This window comes from Kitasatospora sp. CB02891 (assembly GCF_002803145.1).
In the GTDB taxonomy this organism is placed as follows: domain Bacteria; phylum Actinomycetota; class Actinomycetes; order Streptomycetales; family Streptomycetaceae; genus Kitasatospora; species Kitasatospora griseola.
On the sequence record NZ_NNBO01000001.1, the window covers coordinates 511,703 to 526,834 of the forward strand.

Annotated in this window: 17 protein-coding genes; 9 read left to right on the top strand and 8 right to left on the bottom strand. The window is 74.5% G+C overall.

Annotated features, from left to right (window positions below; all coding sequences use genetic code 11):
- The first annotated feature begins 197 nt into the window (after positions 1-197).
- From CG736_RS02395 to CG736_RS02405, 3 genes are all read left to right on the top strand, one after another.
- Positions 198-1,085, top strand: coding sequence for an RNA polymerase sigma factor SigF (locus CG736_RS02395; protein WP_100584447.1), 888 nt, complete (start codon positions 198-200; stop codon positions 1,083-1,085).
- 180 nt (positions 1,086-1,265) lie between these two features.
- On the top strand, positions 1,266-1,619 hold the full coding sequence (locus CG736_RS02400) for an STAS domain-containing protein (protein WP_157815366.1): 354 nt from the start codon (positions 1,266-1,268) through the stop codon (positions 1,617-1,619).
- Positions 1,620-1,719: 100 nt separating this feature from the next.
- Entirely contained in the window at positions 1,720-2,187 is a 468-nt protein-coding gene (locus tag CG736_RS02405) for an ATP-binding protein (protein WP_100584449.1), read from the top strand.
- 64 nt (positions 2,188-2,251) lie between these two features.
- On the opposite strand, the gene CG736_RS02410 is transcribed toward CG736_RS02405, so the two are convergent.
- From CG736_RS02410 to CG736_RS02420, 3 genes are all read right to left on the bottom strand, one after another.
- A complete protein-coding gene (locus CG736_RS02410) occupies positions 2,252-2,545 on the bottom strand; it encodes a WhiB family transcriptional regulator (RefSeq protein ID WP_100584450.1) in 294 nt (97 codons plus the stop codon).
- A gap of 93 nt (positions 2,546-2,638) precedes the next feature.
- A complete protein-coding gene (locus CG736_RS02415; RefSeq protein ID WP_043911770.1) occupies positions 2,639-2,821 on the bottom strand; it encodes a hypothetical protein in 183 nt (60 codons plus the stop codon).
- Positions 2,822-3,286: 465 nt separating this feature from the next.
- Entirely contained in the window at positions 3,287-4,204 is a 918-nt protein-coding gene (locus CG736_RS02420) for an oxygenase MpaB family protein (RefSeq protein WP_232733737.1), read from the bottom strand.
- A 185-nt stretch (positions 4,205-4,389) separates the two neighbouring features.
- On the opposite strand from CG736_RS02420, the gene CG736_RS02425 reads away from it, so the two are divergent.
- From CG736_RS02425 to CG736_RS02435, 3 genes are all read left to right on the top strand, one after another.
- Positions 4,390-5,697, top strand: a complete 1,308-nt coding sequence (locus CG736_RS02425; protein ID WP_100585012.1) for a hypothetical protein — start codon at positions 4,390-4,392, stop codon at positions 5,695-5,697.
- An 89-nt stretch (positions 5,698-5,786) separates the two neighbouring features.
- Entirely contained in the window at positions 5,787-7,007 is a 1,221-nt protein-coding gene (locus CG736_RS02430) for a MoxR family ATPase (protein WP_100584451.1), read from the top strand.
- A complete protein-coding gene (locus tag CG736_RS02435) occupies positions 7,004-8,353 on the top strand; it encodes a VWA-like domain-containing protein (RefSeq protein WP_232733738.1) in 1,350 nt (449 codons plus the stop codon). The genes CG736_RS02430 and CG736_RS02435 overlap by 4 nt, the downstream gene beginning before the upstream one ends.
- Before the next feature lie 10 nt (positions 8,354-8,363).
- Here the strand turns inward: CG736_RS02435 and CG736_RS02440 are convergent, their stop codons facing one another.
- The 4 genes from CG736_RS02440 to CG736_RS02455 form a co-directional block, all read right to left on the bottom strand.
- Positions 8,364-9,224 carry a biotin-dependent carboxyltransferase family protein gene (locus CG736_RS02440; protein WP_100584453.1) on the bottom strand — a complete coding sequence of 287 codons (861 nt, stop codon included), beginning with the start codon at positions 9,222-9,224 and terminating at the stop codon, positions 8,364-8,366.
- Positions 9,211-9,867, bottom strand: a complete 657-nt coding sequence (locus CG736_RS02445) for an allophanate hydrolase subunit 1 (protein WP_100584454.1) — start codon at positions 9,865-9,867, stop codon at positions 9,211-9,213. Before CG736_RS02445 ends, CG736_RS02440 begins: the two co-directional genes overlap by 14 nt.
- A 231-nt stretch (positions 9,868-10,098) precedes the next feature.
- On the bottom strand, positions 10,099-10,602 hold the full coding sequence (locus CG736_RS02450; RefSeq protein ID WP_232733739.1) for a DUF6114 domain-containing protein: 504 nt from the start codon (positions 10,600-10,602) through the stop codon (positions 10,099-10,101).
- Complete coding sequence (locus tag CG736_RS02455) at positions 10,592-11,221, bottom strand: DUF6230 family protein (RefSeq protein ID WP_043911765.1); 630 nt, start codon at positions 11,219-11,221, stop codon at positions 10,592-10,594. Before CG736_RS02455 ends, CG736_RS02450 begins: the two co-directional genes overlap by 11 nt.
- A gap of 593 nt (positions 11,222-11,814) precedes the next feature.
- Here CG736_RS02455 and CG736_RS02460 point away from each other — a divergent pair.
- From CG736_RS02460 to CG736_RS02470, 3 genes are all read left to right on the top strand, one after another.
- Positions 11,815-12,789: a hypothetical protein gene (locus CG736_RS02460; RefSeq protein ID WP_198520327.1), complete on the top strand. Its 975-nt coding sequence runs from the start codon at positions 11,815-11,817 to the stop codon at positions 12,787-12,789.
- Positions 12,790-12,955: 166 nt separating this feature from the next.
- Complete coding sequence (locus CG736_RS02465; RefSeq protein WP_100584455.1) at positions 12,956-13,618, top strand: Tat pathway signal sequence domain protein; 663 nt, start codon at positions 12,956-12,958, stop codon at positions 13,616-13,618.
- A gap of 117 nt (positions 13,619-13,735) precedes the next feature.
- Entirely contained in the window at positions 13,736-14,368 is a 633-nt protein-coding gene (locus tag CG736_RS02470) for a Tat pathway signal sequence domain protein (protein ID WP_100584456.1), read from the top strand.
- Positions 14,369-14,434: 66 nt separating this feature from the next.
- Here CG736_RS02470 and CG736_RS02475 read toward each other — a convergent pair whose 3' ends face one another.
- Positions 14,435-15,067 carry a helix-turn-helix domain-containing protein gene (locus CG736_RS02475; protein WP_100584457.1) on the bottom strand — a complete coding sequence of 211 codons (633 nt, stop codon included), beginning with the start codon at positions 15,065-15,067 and terminating at the stop codon, positions 14,435-14,437.
- Between the last annotated feature and the right edge of the window lie 65 nt (positions 15,068-15,132).

Genomic DNA, 15,132 nt, shown 5'->3' on the forward strand with positions numbered 1-15,132 from the left:
CCTCACCGGGTGCGGCCGCCCGACTGCGGTCCGCGTCCGCGCCTGCGCCTGCCCCGTCCGCCGGCCGCCATGCGCCCACGTCTCGAAGCCGCGCCCGGAACGGTGCGCTCACCGAAACTTCACACGTCTGCCAGGCATGACCCGCCGACGATCGGGTACCCGGGGACGGACCGGCCGGAGACGAGGAAAGGAAAGGCATGCCTGTGCCCACTGATGAACTTCTCCTGTCCGCACCCGCCGGGGCGACCTCCGAGCCGATCGGAACGCCCCCGGTCAACGGGTCCGCCCTGGACGCGCTCGCGGACCCGACCCACGCCGCCCCCGCGGACGCCCGCGAACTGACCCGCGTCCTGCTGCGCCGCCTGGCGGGCCTGGAGGAGGGCACCCGCGAGTTCAGCTACGTCCGCAGCACGCTGATCGAACTGAACCTGACCCTGGTCCGGTTCGCCATCCGCCGCTTCGGCCGCACCAAGGAGCCGTACGAGGACCTGCTCCAGGTCGGCTCGGTCGGCCTGATCAAGGCCATCGACCGCTTCGACCCCGACCTCGGCGTGGAGTTCACCACGTACGCGGTGCCCACCATCGTCGGCGAGATACGCCGCCACTTCCGCGACACCACCTGGTCGGTGCACGTGCCGCGCCGGCTCCAGGAGTTGCGCCTCGACCTGGCGAAGGCGCAGGACGCGCTGGCGCAGACGCTGGACCGCGAACCGACCGTCGCCGACCTCGCCGCGCACCTGTCGCTGCCCGAGGAGCAGGTGGTCGAGGGCCTGGCCGCCGCCAACGCCCACACCGCCGGCTCGCTCGACCTGACCGCCCCGGGCGAGAGCGACGGGCAGCAGCCCGCCGACCGGCTCGGCCGGGTCGACGGCGGCTACGGGCTGGTGGAGAACCTGGTCGCACTGAAGCCGCTGATCGCCCGACTCCCCGAGCGCGAACGGCTGATCCTCTCCCTGCGGTTCACCGAGGACCTCACCCAGTCGCAGATCGGCGCCCGCCTCGGCCTGTCCCAGATGCACGTCTCCCGGCTGCTGTCCCGCACCCTGGCCGAACTGCGCACCGGCCTGGCCGACGACCGGACCTGACGGGGTGTCAGATGCCCGGGCCTCCCGACGGCCCGGGCATCTGACGCTGCGTCACTTTCGGAGCGGCCGGCGCCCCGGGGATCCGTCGCACCGGGGACCCCGCCTCGACCGCCGCGCCCGCCGTGCGTAAGGTCGAGCCAGGTCGGTCGAGGGAACAGGACGAGGATGCCAGCCGAGAACATGCCCGTGGCCCCCCTGGCAGTCGAGGTGCGGCACACGCCGGAGAACGCGGCGGTGTGCACCCTGTCGGGCGATCTGGACATCGAGACCCTGCAGCCCGCCCGGGAGGCGCTGGACCGCTTGCTGGCCCAGCGCCCCCGGGCGTTGGTGGTCGACCTCGAACGGGTCGACTTCTGCGACTCGTCCGGGCTCAACCTGCTGCTGCAGACCCGGATGGCGGCGGCCGACACCGGGCTGTCGTTCCGCCTGGCCGCACTCTCCGGGCCGGTCCGGCACCTGCTCGAACTGACCGGCGCGAAAGCCGTGTTCACCATCCACGACACGGTGGGTGCGGCTCTCGACGCCGACCGGTGAGACCCTCCGTCCGCGCACCGTCCGCCGTACCGGGCATAATCCCGGCACGGCCGGGAAACCGACCCGTGTGCCTGCCGTCGAGACCGAAGGGAACCCGCCCGTGACGCCCAGTCGGGGAACCCTGGACGGCGACCGCCCGGACGCCGGCGCGGCCCCGCCCCCCGGCGGCCAGCGCCGCCGGCTGCGGCTGGCGGGCATCGCCCGGCCGGTGGCCCGGGCCCGCGCGTTCACCGCCGAGGCGCTCGGCGACTGGTCGTGGTCCACCCCGCCCGACGCCGACCTCGGCGAGGACGTCGTGCTGCTGGTCGCCGAACTCGTCGGCAACGCGATGCTGCACGCCGGCGGCCCGCTCGAACTCGTCCTGGACGCCACCCCGGCCCGCCTGCGGATCGAGGTCTCCGACGCGTCCGCCGTGCTGCCCGCGCTGCGCACCCCGCACCGCCCCGGCCTCCCCGGCGGTCACGGCCTGTACATCGTCCAGCACACCGCCGACCGGTGGGGCGCCGACCTGCACGCCCAGGGCAAGTCCATCTGGGCGGAGATCGACGTCTCCCGTCTGCGCGCGTAGCGTCGCCGACGCTCGACGCGAAGGCGGCCCCCGAACCTCGGGGGCCGCCTTCGCGTCGGGCGCCTCACCTGCCGCGGTTGCGGCGCCGCCGGCGCAGGATGTGCTGCCGCTCCTCCTCGGTGCGGCCGCCCCACACCCCGTAGCGTTCCCGGGCGGCGAGCGCGTGGCGCAGGCAGCGCTCCCGGACGGGGCAGCGGGCGCAGACCGCCTTCGCGGCGCGGTCACGGTCCTCGTGGGCCCGGCCCCGCTCGCCGGGCGGGTGGAAGAACAGCCGGGAGTCGGCGGCCCGGCAGGCGCCCCAAAGCTGCCAGTCCCACTGCTCCTCGGTGGCTCCGGGCAGACGGGAGATCACGGTCATCGGCTCCTCCTCGCGGTCGCACGGGTGTGCCCGTCCGTGTAACCGGGATCCGATGGCCGAACCGCGTGCGGCGGTCCCCGCGGGCTACGGCGGTCAGTCCTCCTCGGGTTCCGGCGGCGAGGAGACCGGGACGGCGAACTCCGGGCCGTCCGCCGCGGTCTTCTCGCTCTCGTCCGGCGGCGGCGAACCCTCGGCGGTCATCCGGGCCTCCGGAGTCTCGGTGGGCGGCCACTCGTCGGCCGGTGCGTCATGGGTCCCGTGCGTGTGGTGCGACATCTCGCCTCCCGCGGAAGTGCTGACCCCCTCCTCTCCATGGTGCGTCCCGACCCGCCCCGGCACCCGGCCGTCGCCGGGCGTGTCGGCCCGGCCACCCGGTGTCCCCGGTGTCGGCTGGCAGCATCGCGGCGGCGGGCGCACGGTGGACGGGGGGCCGTTGTCCACCGTCGGGAGAGGAGAGTGTGGCCATGTCGTCCAAGCGACGCCGCAAGAAGAAGGCCCGCGCCAGGCACAAGGCGAACCACGGCCGTCGGCCCCAGTACTGAGAACCACCGACGTTCCCGGCAACGCCGAACGCCGAACACGACGATCTCGAAGCGGCCGCCACATCCGGAAACCCAGCCCCGGACGGCGGCCGCTTCCGTGCGCTCCGCGCCCGCACGTCCCGCCCGCGCCCGGCCTCTCGCTGTCTGCGCGCCCGGCGTCTCCCCGTCGAGCGGCCGACACCGCCCCGGCCGCGTCCCGTCAACCGGCCGTCCGGGCCCCGGCGTTCGCCCGGGCGTGGGCGGCGGCCCTGATCGGGGACAGGCCGCACGCCCACACCATCACCGCGCCGAGCAGCCGGGCCTGCGGTCGGTCCCAGAGCCGGCGGACCGCCCACGACCGACGGATGCCGAGCTCGGCGCGCGCCCAGCCGGGCAGCAGGCCGACCGCCGCGTTGGTGAGGATCCGTACGGCGAGACGCTCGCGCCGGGTGCGCCCGAAGCCCCGCAGCAGCGCGACCACCTCCAACGACTCGGGCCCGGCCCGCAGTTCGCCCCGCACCCGGGCCAGGTAGCCGGCGACCGCGGCGCGTGAGCCGGGTATCCCGTCCGCGCCGAGCAGTTCGCCGATCAGCGCCACCTGCGCCAGGTACGCGTCGCACTCGGCGTCGCTCAACCGGCCCCGCCCGGCGAAGACCTGGTGCCCCAGCAGGAAGCAGGACACCTCCGCGGTGTGCACCCAGCAGAGCAGTTCGGGATCGTCGGCCCGGTACGGCCGGCCCGTCGCGTCGAAGCCGCGGACGAAGCGGTGGATGCGCCGCACCTCGGCGATCGCGGCCTCGGCGGCGGCGGAGGAGCCGAGCGTGGTGGTGGACACGAAGCGGGCGGTGCGGTGCAGCCGGCCGGTGGGGTCGGTGCGGTAGTCGGAGTGCTCGGCGACGGCGCGCATCGCGACCGGGTGCAGCGACTGGAGCATCAGCGCGGCGAACCCGCCGACCAGCATCCCGGCCGGGTGCTCGTGCACCCGCCACACCACGCTGGACGCGCCGAACAGGCCGGGATCGCCGGGCGGCCGGTCGTAACGCTCCAGGTGGAGGTCGGCGCCGTGCACCGTGGCATTGATCTCCCGCAGCAGCCTCCGCCGCAGCGCCTCGACCGGCCGTCGCCACCCGTCCGTCACCGCCGTGCACCTCCCGCCCCGAACCGCCCGGGCTCCCCGGACTCTCCCGGAGCGCCTTCTGCCGCCACCCTACGCCGCGGGGCCCCGCCGCCGAACAGGGCTGACAGCACGCCGGGGGACCCGCTACGATCACCGGCGATGACTACTCCTGGATTGGAGGTCCCGTCCTTCCGAAGTGAGTGCTGATGCACCGCACTTCGCCGACGGACGAGGACACTCGTACCTGTTTCTGGCCGCGCGTCCGGCAGTTCGCCGTTCCCCCGGCCATGATCGAGACCGCCACCGCCCGCCGGGAGTCCGGCGACTGGGGCGGCGCCTGCGCTGCTGCCCGGTTCGACGTGGAGCTGGACGTCCGGGCGGTCGCCCGCACGTACGGCCCCGAACTCGCCGGTCAACTGCGCTCCGACCTCCGCCACTTGGCTCCGGACCTGCTGCGTTGGCACCTGCCGCGGACGGCCCCTGACGGGCTGCTGCGGCCGGGGCTGAGCGCCACCCTGGCCCGCTACCCGCGGGACGGGCCTGCCGCGTTCCACCTGGTGGCCCGCACCGCGCCGCACCGGGCGACGGCGGTCGACCAGCGGATCGGCCTGGCGCTGTGGCACCCCTCCGCCCCGAGGGCCGGCCTGCGCCCGCAGCCGCGTTTCCGCCTCGACCTGCACCGACACCTGTGGGACGCCCGGCGAGCCCACGAACTCGCCGACCGAACCGCCGAATTGACGGATCCTCGGTGCACCGACGAGATCTGGCCGTTCGAGGCCGCCCTGCTGCGCGCGGCGGACGGAATGGCACCCGATGTCCCGGTCGCGGTGCGGTTGGCCGCGCGCCGGTTCCTGCTGCTCGATCCCGCCACCGGGTCGGTCGACGCGGAACTGCCCGACGCGGGCGGCTTCCCCGTACTCCCGGCCGCCGCCACCTGGCCACCGCCCGACCTGTGGCTGCTGCGCTCCGGGGCACTGCCCGCCGACCGGCTGCACCCACTGGTGGCGGCAGCGCTCGTCCCGGGCTTCCACTCGGCGCCCGCGCCACCGCCGTCGACGGCGGATCCACTACTGGTGGACTGCCAGGGAGCCCGACACCGGGTGGCCCTGGTGGCGGGCCGACTCACCGCACTCGACCACTCGCCGGAGCAACTGCGCCGGGAGGAACTACTGCTGGCGTTCGGCGGCCCGCCGCTGCCCTGCCTGCAGACCATCGACCGCGCGCACCGGCAGCCCGACGACCTGGACGCCATCGTGCAGCGCCTGCTGCACGGCGACCGGTCCGGTGCACTCGCCGCCGTCCGCCAACTGATCGGCGACGAGCGGCCGTTGCCGGGCGGCCCGCTCGCCGAGCGGCTGGCCGCGGACGAGGAGCTGCGGGGCGTTGCCGTGCTCCGTCGCGCCGGAATCGTCCCCCGCGGGCTGCGCGATGCCCGCGGGACCCCTCAGGCACCGCCGACATCGCTGCCGGACGGCCACCCGCACCGCCTTCGCCCACCGCGAGGGCGCAGGTAGCGGTACTGCTCGCTCCGGCACCGGCTCCGACCCTTCACCCGACGCACGCCGCGCCGGGATCCGACCCTTCCCTCCCCAGGTGATCACTCATGCCTTCCACCGCCCGACTTGCCGTCGCCGAGCACCTGTTGGCGATGCTCGCCGAGTCCTCCACCGAGCCCCGCCAGGACCTCCAGATCGAGGCCCTGACCCTCGCCGTCGCCGCCGACCTGCCGGTCCTTCTCTGGGGTGAACCCGGCATCGGGAAGACCGCCGCGCTGAACCAGCTCGCCGTCGAACTCGACCTGCCGCTCACCACGGTGATCGCCAGCGTGCACGAACCGTCGGACTTCTCCGGCCTGCCGGTGATCGGCGCGGACCCGGCCACCGACGGTGTGCCGCTCGCGCCGCCGGACTGGGCGGTGCGCCTGGTCCGGCAGGGGCGCGGGCTGCTGTTCCTCGACGAGCTCTCCACCGCCCCGCCCGCCGTGCAGGCGGCGCTGCTCCGCCTGGTGCTGGAGCGCCGCATCGGTGCGCTCCAACTCCCGCCGGGGGTACGGATCGTGGCGGCCGCCAACCCGCGCGGCTCGGCCGCCGACGGCTGGGAGCTGAGCGCGCCGCTGGCCAACCGGTTCGTCCACCTGGACTGGGTGCACGACCCGCAGGTGGTGGTGCGCGGCCTCGGCGGGGTGTGGCCGCGCGCCGAGCTGCCCCGGCTGGACGCCGAACGGCTGCCCGCCGCCGTCGAGTTCGCTCGCCGCGCGGTGTGCGACCTGCTGACGGTGCGGCCCGAGCTGACCCACCGGCTGCCGTCCGGCGAGACCCGGCGCGGCAGGGCCTGGCCGTCGCCCCGCAGTTGGGAGATGACGGTACGGCTGCTGGCGTTCGGCTCGGCCGCCCGCTCGTCCCGCGAGGTACTGTCGATGCTGGTGCGCGGCGCGGTCGGTGACGGGCCCGGGCTCGAACTGCTGGCCGCCGTCGACCGGATGGACCTGCCCGCCCCCGAGGACCTGCTCGCCGACCCGGACGGCGCCGTCCTGCCGGAGCGCGGCGACCTGCGGCAGATCGCGCTGGACGCGGTGGTCGCCGCGGTGCGCTCCCGGCCGACCCTGCAACGCTGGGACGCCGCCTGGGCGTTGATGGCGCGGGCACTGCAGACCGGCAGCCCGGACGTGCTGGTGGTGCCCGTCACCACGCTCGCCTCGCTGCGCCGACCCGACTGGGAGGTACCGGCGTTGATCGAGCGGTTCGCGGGTGCGCTGGAGGTGTCCCGGCGGGCCGATCGGGCCGCGGCCCGGGTGCCCGCCGCCGCCCGGGCAGGTCTCCGATGAGCGCGCCCCGCCCGATGCCCGGACCGCCGAAGCCGGGACCGCCCCGTCCGACACCACGGCCGACGCCCCGCCCGGCCCCGGGTCCCGCGCCCGACCGCGCGAGGCCGGGGCCGTCCCGCCCGGCCGGGCCGCCGCTGGACCTGGAGAAGCTGTACGCGGCCCGTCTGCAGGCGGTGCGGGCCCGCCCGTACCTGGCCACCGCGCTGTTCGCGATGCACGTGGTCGAGTCGGCGCAGGTGCCGACCATGGCGGTGGACCGGTACTGGCGCTGCTACGTCTCGCCCGTGTTCGTGGCCGCCCGGCCGGTGGAGGAACTCGCCTCGATCTGGGTGCACGAGGTCTCCCACCTGCTGCGCGACCACGCCGGCCGCGGCGACCGGGCGATCCGCAAGTTCGGACTGAACGGGCCGGGCGACCGCCTGCGGATCAACGTGGCGGCGGACTGCGAGATCAACGACGACATCTTCGGCGACGGCCTGATCCGGCCCGCGGACGCCGTCCACCCGGAGACTCTCGGCCTGCCGCCGGACCTGCTGATGGAGGACTACCTGCCGAGGTTCACGCTCGGCCCGCACACCGACGCCACCGGCTGGCTGGAGTGCGGCAGCGGCGCCGACGGCTTCGACCGGGCGTGGGACCTCGGGCCGGGCGGCGGGCTCGCGCTGCAGCCGCACGAGCGCGACCTGGTCCGGTTCCGGGTCGCCGAGGGCATCCTCGGGCGGCCGGGCGACGCCCCGGCGGGCTGGCGGCGCTGGGCCCGGGAGGCGTTCCATCCGCCGCAGCCGTGGCGGGAGTTGCTCGGCGCGGCGGTCCGCTCGGCGGTGGCCGGCGCGGGCGCGGGCTCCGACTACACGTACGGCCGGCCGGCGCGCCGCGCCACCGCGCTGCCGGGTGTCGTGCTGCCCTCGCTGCGCCACCGACTGCCGCGGGTGGCCGTGGTGGTGGACACCTCCGCCTCGGTGAGCGACCAGGAGTTGGGCACCGCGCTGCTGGAGATCGCCGCGATCGCCCGTACTCTGGGCGGGCGGCGCGAACTGCTGTCGGTGCTGTCCTGCGACGCCGCCGCCCATCGGGTCCAACAGATCGGCGGCGACGGGGTGTTGGCGCTGGTCGGCGGTGGCGGCACCGACCTGCGGGAGGGCTTCGCGGCGGCCCTGCGGCTGCGCCCGGCCCCGGACGTGGTGGTGGCGCTGACGGACGGCCAGACGGCGTGGCCCTCCCGGCGGCCGTCCTGCCGGACGGTGGTCGGCCTGTTCAGCCGTCCGTCCTACGTCGACGAGGACGATCCGGACTACCGGCCCGACCTGCCGCCGGAGTGGGCGCGGGTGGTGCAACTGGCGCGATAGCAGAGCGAGTTCAGGCGAGCCGGAAGTGCAGGGTGTCGCCGGGGCGGGCCTGGGCGGCGGCGCCGAGGTCGGCGCGGCGGACCACCGCGATGACGGGGTAGCCGCCGGTGACGGGGTGGTCGGCGAGGAACAGGATCGGCCGCCCGGACGGCGGCACCTGCAGCGCGCCGCCGACCATGCCCTCGGAGGGGAGTTCGCCGGTGCGGGCGCGTTCCAGAGCGGGCCCGTCCAGGCGCATGCCGACCCGGTCGCTGTCGGGGGTGACGGTGTAGGGCTCGGCGAGCAGGGTGCGCAGCGCGTCGGCGGTGAACCAGTCGTCGCGGGGGCCGGGCAGCACGTGCAGCACGGTGCGGTCGGCGGGGGCGGGCCGCGGCGCGTGGTCGACGGTGGGCCAGCCGGTGGCGGCGTCGCCGAGGGGCAGCAGTCGACCGACCGTCAGTCGGTCGGGGCCGATCCCGGCGAGGGTGTCGGTGGCGCGGGAGCCGAGCACCGGGGGGACGTCCAGGCCGCCGCGGACGGCGAGGTAGACGCGCAGGCCGCGGGTGGGGGTGCCGAGGCGCAGCCGGGCGCCCGCGGGGACGTGCAGCGGGGTGCGGGTGGCGGCGGGGCGTTGGTCGATCCAGGCCGGGCAGTCGGCGCCGGTGAGCGCGCAGGTGGCGGCGTGCGGGAAGGCCAGTTCGAGGCCGCCCATGGGGGCTTCGAGGCCGGCGGCGTCCTCGGGGTTGCCGACCAGGCGGTTGGCCAGGCGCAGCGCGTCGCGGTCGGCGGCTCCGGCCCGGCCGACGCCGAGCGCGGCGAGTCCGGGTCGGCCGAGGTCCTGCACGGTGGCGCCGAACCCGGCGCGGACGACCAGCAGTTCACCGCGGGTCATGATCCGCTCCCGGGTGCTCCTGGGCTTCGACGAAGCGGACGGCGGTGCCGGGGCGCAGCCGGGTGGGCGGGTCGGCGGCGGGGTCCCACAGGGTGAGGGCGGTGGTGCCGAGCAGGTGCCAGCCGCCGGGCGAGGGGCTCGGGTAGATGCCGGTGTACTCGTCGGCGACGGCGACGGTTCCGGCCGGCACCCGGGTGCGGGGTTCGGTGCGGCGGGGCAGGCGCAGCTGCGGGTCGAGGCCGGTGAGGTAGGCGAAGCCGGGGGCGAAGCCGCAGAACGCGACGCGGTAGTGGGCGGCGGTGTGGCGTTCGACGACCTGGCGTTCGGTCAGTCCGGTGCGGGCGGCGACCTCGGCGAGGTCGGGTCCGTCGTAGCGCACGGGGATGCGGACGGTCTCCGTCGTCCCGGCGGGCGGGAGGGCGGCGGTGCGGGGCAGCTCGGCGAGGGCGGTGAGCGCGGTGCGCAGGCGGTGCGGGTCCGTGGTGCGGGGGTCGTAGCGGACCAGCACGGTGCGGGCGGCGGGGACGAGTTCGGTGACGCCGGCGGGTGGTGCGGCGCGCAGTGCACCGTGCAGCTGCTGCACCTGTTCGGCGCTGTCGACCTCGATCAGGACGGCGTCGCTCCCGCATGGCAGTACTCGCACCGGACCGTCCTGTTCCGTTCGCGCGGCCGCCGCCGGGCCGTCCTCGGCCCAAGCTACCAAGCGGGCGGCGGATGCGGTGCGTACGCCGTACACCGGAGCGCGGTACGCACCGGCGCGGTGCCCCCCGGCACCGCGCCGGACACCGCCCGCAGCCCCCGACCGCTCGGTGTGCGGGGGCCGCGGGCGGTCTGCACGGCGCGGGCCACGCTCCCGCGCCGTGGGTCGCCCCGGTCAGGCCGGGGTCGCCGGGCGTTCGGCGAGGCGGCGCGCCTTGCGCTTGCTCAGCGGCTGCTCGGGGAGCCAGCCGAAGGCGAGGGTGCTGCCGACCAGGCCGAGCAGCAGGCCGATGAAGAAGCCTCCGATGTTGGACGTGATCCAGCTGCCGAGGGTGGCGAGGACCGCGACCAGGGAGTAGAAGACCCGTTGCACGGGGTGGAAGATCAGCAGCAGTCCGCAGAGCACCATGAGCGCCGGGATGATGTATCCGGCCAGGCCGAGCAGTCCGATGCGGATGACGGTGTGCATCGGGGCTTTCTCGGTGAACAGGATCTCGGCGCCTGCGAGGGTGACCAGCAGGCCGCCCCAGAAGGGCCGGCGGTCGCGCCAGCCGGCGAAGCCGGTGCGGGTGATGACGGTCGGCGGGGCGTCCGTGGCGGGGTCCTCGGGACCGGTGGGCCGGGCGGCCGCGGTGTTCTCGGCCGCCCGGTCCGGTGCCGAGTCGAACTCAGCAGCCATTGGTGCTGAAGCTGAGGTGCATGTTGGGCAGCCGGAACACTCCGGCGGTGGTGGCGTAGTTCTGCTGGCGGAAGTGGTCGACGGTCACCTCGTCGCCCTGCTGGCCGAACATTCCGGGCGGGCCCTGGACCGGGCCCTTGTCGAAGGTGCTGGCGTCCCGGCCGACTTCGAGACCCTTGAACTCGGCCTCGCCGCTCATCAGGTCGGAGTCGGTTGTGAGGTTCTCGGCGTGGACCGGGGTGCCCTTGTCGCCCGCCGTGATCAGCAGGTTGATGCCGCCCAGGTTGACGCTCTGGCAGAGCTTGGTCAGGTCGGCCGACTTGACTGCGGTCTGGATCAGGAACAGCTGGCCGCCGGTGTCGCCGGCGTTCGGGCTGTTCTCGATCATGTTGTCCAGGACGCCGAACTGCGCGACCCCGGTGCCGTGCAGCCGGTCGGCAGTGACCTCGAAGGCCATGCCCGAGATGGCGAACTGGTTGGCGAGGACGTTCTGCGCGGTCATGGTCACCAGCACGCCGGCGGTCACGCAGGCGGGAATCGCCATCAGTGCGGCGCGGCGCAGCCGGACCCGGCCACGCCCGACAGGGGTGGCGGCGGGTTGTTCTGCGGGGTGGGGCATGTGCAGCTCCAGAGGGTTCGAGTGGGGGTGCGCTGCCCGCCGGCGGTGAGGTCCTGGCGTGGACGGATGCGTCAACGATCTTTCGTTTCAACGCAGTTGACGATCTTTCTCATACCTGCGGGCTGACTGGAAGTTACCCCGGGGTACATGGCGGGTCAATACTTCGCGCACCGTCCCCACACATCTGAAAATCAGTCAACTCCTGTGACTGGTGGGGCTCTTGTGGCGACACCGAGATCGAACTCCACTCACCGGCCTGCCAACTTCCGCACATCTTCTTGACGTTGTCGTCCGACCCCCATAGAAATTGGCGATGTACCCGGCGGTAACACCGCGCCGTCACGGCGCACCCCGGGTCCTTTCCGCCCCGCCTGTCGGTGCCCTCGCGACCCGGGGCGCCGCTCCCGGTGCCACGTTCCGCCCGGTACCACGGACCGTCCCGGCGGCACGGTGGCAGTCGTGCGCCTTCGGACCGGTCGCTCGTGGCGTCGAGCGACCCGCCCGCTCGCCGAACACCCGCACGCCGCACCGCCGTCGGCACGTCCAGCACGGGCCCGCCACCCCGTCCCCTTGCCGTGAGGAGTCCCCCCACCATGCGCCGTACCCAGCCGGACCACTCCGCCAGCAGCTCCGACCGCCCCACCGCCCGCCACGGCTCCCGGCGACTGCTCGGCCGTCTCGCCGTCCCGGCCGCGCTGGCCGGCGCGGCGCTGCTGGCCGGCACCGTTCCGGCCTCCGCCGCCGCGCCGGGCGGGCCCTACACCGGCATGGGCAACTGCCCGCTGAACGCGCCCGCCATGACCAACCCGGCGAACCTCCAGGTCGGCTGTCTGGTGTCGATCACCAACGGCGGCAAGTTCACCCTGGGCAGCACGGTGGTGCCCTTCAACTCGCCGATCAAGCTGCAGTTCGGCTTCTACTGGGACAAGTCCGCGCCCGAGGTGACCTTCCCGGACGGCACCACCGCCAACCAGTACAACGTGGTGCCGCCGACCAACGCCCCGCTGATGAGCGCGCCGATGGTGGAGATCACCATCCCCGGCATCCAGAACTTCCTGCCCGGCATCACCAGCGTCTTCGCCCAGGTCGAACTCGCGGGCCAGGTCTCCAAGTTCACCCCGATGGCGACCGGCGAGCCGTACCCCGTGTTCCAACTGCCGATCAAGCTCCACCTGTTCAACGCGCTGTTCGGCCCGGACTGCTACGTCGGCTCCAACTCCGCGCCGCTGGTGCTCAAGCCCACCACCGGCACCACCGCCCCGCCGGCGCCGACCGCCCCGATGACCGGCGACCCGGGCACCGTCGACTTCACCATGGACCCGAACGGCCACAACGCGCTGGTGGTCTCGGAGAACAACGCGAACCTGGTCGACAACACCTTCTCGGTGCCCGGCGCCAACGGCTGCGGCCTGCTCGGTTCGCTCAACCAGATCATCAACTGGACGATGAACCTGCCCGCGACGCCCGGCAAGAACTCCGTGAGCTTCCAGCAGACCAACGCCAACTTCGCGCTGGACGAGAGCGTCGCCGACCTGACCGCCGCGATGGCCGCCAGCGCCGCCCACTGACCCACCCGCCCGGCGACGACCCCCTCGTCGCCCCGGCGGCTCTCCCCCACCGACCCGTGCCCGCGCCGCCGCGGGCGGGCACGCGCTCCGCACCGTCGGAGCGACGCCCCGGCCACCCGGCCGGGGCCTCCCTCACCGGACGCCCCACCCACCGGAAGGAACCCTCGTGCGCAACCGTCTCTTCGCCGGCGCCGCCGCCCTGGCCGCCGCCACCGCCCTGATCGCCCTCCCCGGCACCGCCGACGCCTCGGTGGCCGGCCCCGTCCTGGGCCCGAACGTCAACGTCGGCGACGCGCTGTCCGCGGACCTGGTCGCCGGCACCGTGGCGACCATGTACAACCCGGGCACCACCACGGGCGTCAAGTGCACCGCGTCCCACATCGGCGGCTCGGTCGCCGCCAACCCGGTCGTCGCCGCCGGCGGCACCGCCACCGCGTACGGCCCGGTCAACGTGCTGACCTTCAACGGCTGCAGCTCCAACGTGGTCGGCGTCACCGGCGTGACCAGCCTGACCATGGACAACCTGCCCTACACGCTCCAGATCACCGACTCGACGGGCTTCCCGGTCGCGCTGGTTCCCTCCCCGGGCAGCCAGATCCACGCCACCGTCGTCCTCAAGACGCTGGCAGGAAGCGCCACCTGCACCTTCCAGGCCACCGCGGCGACCCTGAACGGCAACGCCACCAACGTCCCGCCGCAGATCAACCTGGTCAACCAGCCCCTCACCAAGGCCACCGGTCCGAGCATCTGCTTCTCGAGCATCAACTTCACGGCCTCCTACGGCCCGGTCACGGACACCACCACGGGCACCACCGTCGTGGTCAACTGACGCTCCACAAGCGGTACATCGGCGCCGCGCCCGCCCCGGGGCGCGGCGCTCCGCCGTACCGGACCGTCAACTCCCCCGGCCCGCACATCCACCCGCTCCCCTGCGGAAGGAACCCCCGTGCGCAACCGCCTCCTCGCCGGCGCCGCCGCCCTGGCCGCCGCCACCGCCCTGATCGCCCTCCCCGCCGGCACGGCCGGCGCCGCGCCCGGGGCTCCGGCTCTCCGCACCGACAGCCCCGCCGTCAACGTCGGCGGCCCGCTGTCCGCGGACCTGGTCGCCGGCACCATCGCGACCATGTACAACCCGGGCACCACCACCGGCGTCAAGTGCACCGCCTCCCACATCGGCGGCACGCTCGCCGTCGATCCGAACCCCCCGGGCAGCATGTCCGGCCCGGTCGACACGCTCAGCTTCGGCGCCTGCACCTCCAACATCATCGGCGTCATCTCGGTGACCGGTCTGACCATGGACCACCTGCCGTACACGCTCGCCGTCTCCGACGCTTCCGGCTACCCGGTCGTTCTCTTCCCGGCCTCGGGAAGCACCATCCAGGCCACCCTCGTCCTCAAGACGCTGGCCGGAACCGCCACCTGTGTCTTCCGCGCGAACACCCTGAACGGCAACGCCACCCACGGCCTGACGCAGATCGACCTGAGCAACCAGAACCTCACCAAGGCCATCGGTCCGAGCATCTGCTTCCCGACCATCGGCTTCTCGGCCTCCTACGGACCGGTCAACCTCGTCAACTGACAGCCCGCACCCGGCACTTCCGCGCCGCGCCCGCCCCGGCGCGCGGCGCTCCGCCGGGCCGGGCCGTCAACTCTCCTTGCCCGTGGTCCTGGCCCGTACGTGCACCCGCTCCCCCTGCGGCCCGAACAGGCTCAGGAACTCCACCGGGGTCGAGCCCGCGTTGGTGAACACGTGCGGCGTACGGGTGTCGAACTCGGCCGCCTCGCCGGCCTTCAGCACCACGTCGTGCTCGCCGAGCCGCAGCCGCAGCTGCCCCGACAGCACGTACAGCCACTCGTGGCCCTCGTGGGTGCGCTGCTCGGCGTCCTCCCGGCCCCCCGGCGGGACGATCATCTTGTACGCCTGCATCCCGCCGAGGTTCCGGGCCAGCGGCAGGTACGTCCGGCCGTGCCGGACGAACGGACGCAGCCGGACCCGGGGGTCGCCCGTCGGCGGCGCGTCCACCAGCTCGTCGAGCGCGACCCCGTGCGCCCGGGCCAGCGGCAGCAGCAGTTCCAGGGTGGGCCGGCGGCCGCCCGACTCCAGTCGGGAGAGCGTGCTCACCGAGATGCCGGTCTCCTCGCTGAGCTGCGCCAGCGTGGTGCCGCGCTGCTGGCGGATCGCCCGCAGCCGCGGCCCGACCCCGCTCAGCACCGCCTCGAAGTCCTCGTTCTCCGCGCCCACCGTGCCACTCCCTCCGCTCGACCATCGCTCGACCATCGCCCGACCATCGCCGGACCTTCGCTCGGCTTCCGCTCGGCGTCCGCTCGGCTTCCGCCCGACAT

Excerpts from the sequence above, each read along its gene's own strand:
- CG736_RS02395 (WP_100584447.1), top strand. The coding sequence starts at position 198 with ATGCCTGTGCCCACTGATGAACTTCTCCTGTCCGCACCCGCCGGGGCG.
- CG736_RS02400 (WP_157815366.1), top strand. The coding sequence starts at position 1,266 with ATGCCCGTGGCCCCCCTGGCAGTCGAGGTGCGGCACACGCCGGAGAAC.
- CG736_RS02410 (WP_100584450.1), bottom strand. The coding sequence starts at position 2,545 with ATGACCGTGATCTCCCGTCTGCCCGGAGCCACCGAGGAGCAGTGGGAC.
- CG736_RS02415 (WP_043911770.1), bottom strand. The coding sequence starts at position 2,821 with ATGTCGCACCACACGCACGGGACCCATGACGCACCGGCCGACGAGTGG.
- CG736_RS02425 (WP_100585012.1), top strand. The coding sequence starts at position 4,390 with ATGCACCGCACTTCGCCGACGGACGAGGACACTCGTACCTGTTTCTGG.
- CG736_RS02430 (WP_100584451.1), top strand. The coding sequence starts at position 5,787 with ATGCCTTCCACCGCCCGACTTGCCGTCGCCGAGCACCTGTTGGCGATG.
- CG736_RS02435 (WP_232733738.1), top strand. The coding sequence starts at position 7,004 with ATGAGCGCGCCCCGCCCGATGCCCGGACCGCCGAAGCCGGGACCGCCC.
- CG736_RS02440 (WP_100584453.1), bottom strand. The coding sequence starts at position 9,224 with ATGACCCGCGGTGAACTGCTGGTCGTCCGCGCCGGGTTCGGCGCCACC.
- CG736_RS02450 (WP_232733739.1), bottom strand. The coding sequence starts at position 10,602 with ATGGCTGCTGAGTTCGACTCGGCACCGGACCGGGCGGCCGAGAACACC.
- CG736_RS02455 (WP_043911765.1), bottom strand. The coding sequence starts at position 11,221 with ATGCCCCACCCCGCAGAACAACCCGCCGCCACCCCTGTCGGGCGTGGC.
- CG736_RS02460 (WP_198520327.1), top strand. The coding sequence starts at position 11,815 with ATGCGCCGTACCCAGCCGGACCACTCCGCCAGCAGCTCCGACCGCCCC.
- CG736_RS02475 (WP_100584457.1), bottom strand. The coding sequence starts at position 15,067 with ATGGTCGAGCGATGGTCGAGCGGAGGGAGTGGCACGGTGGGCGCGGAG.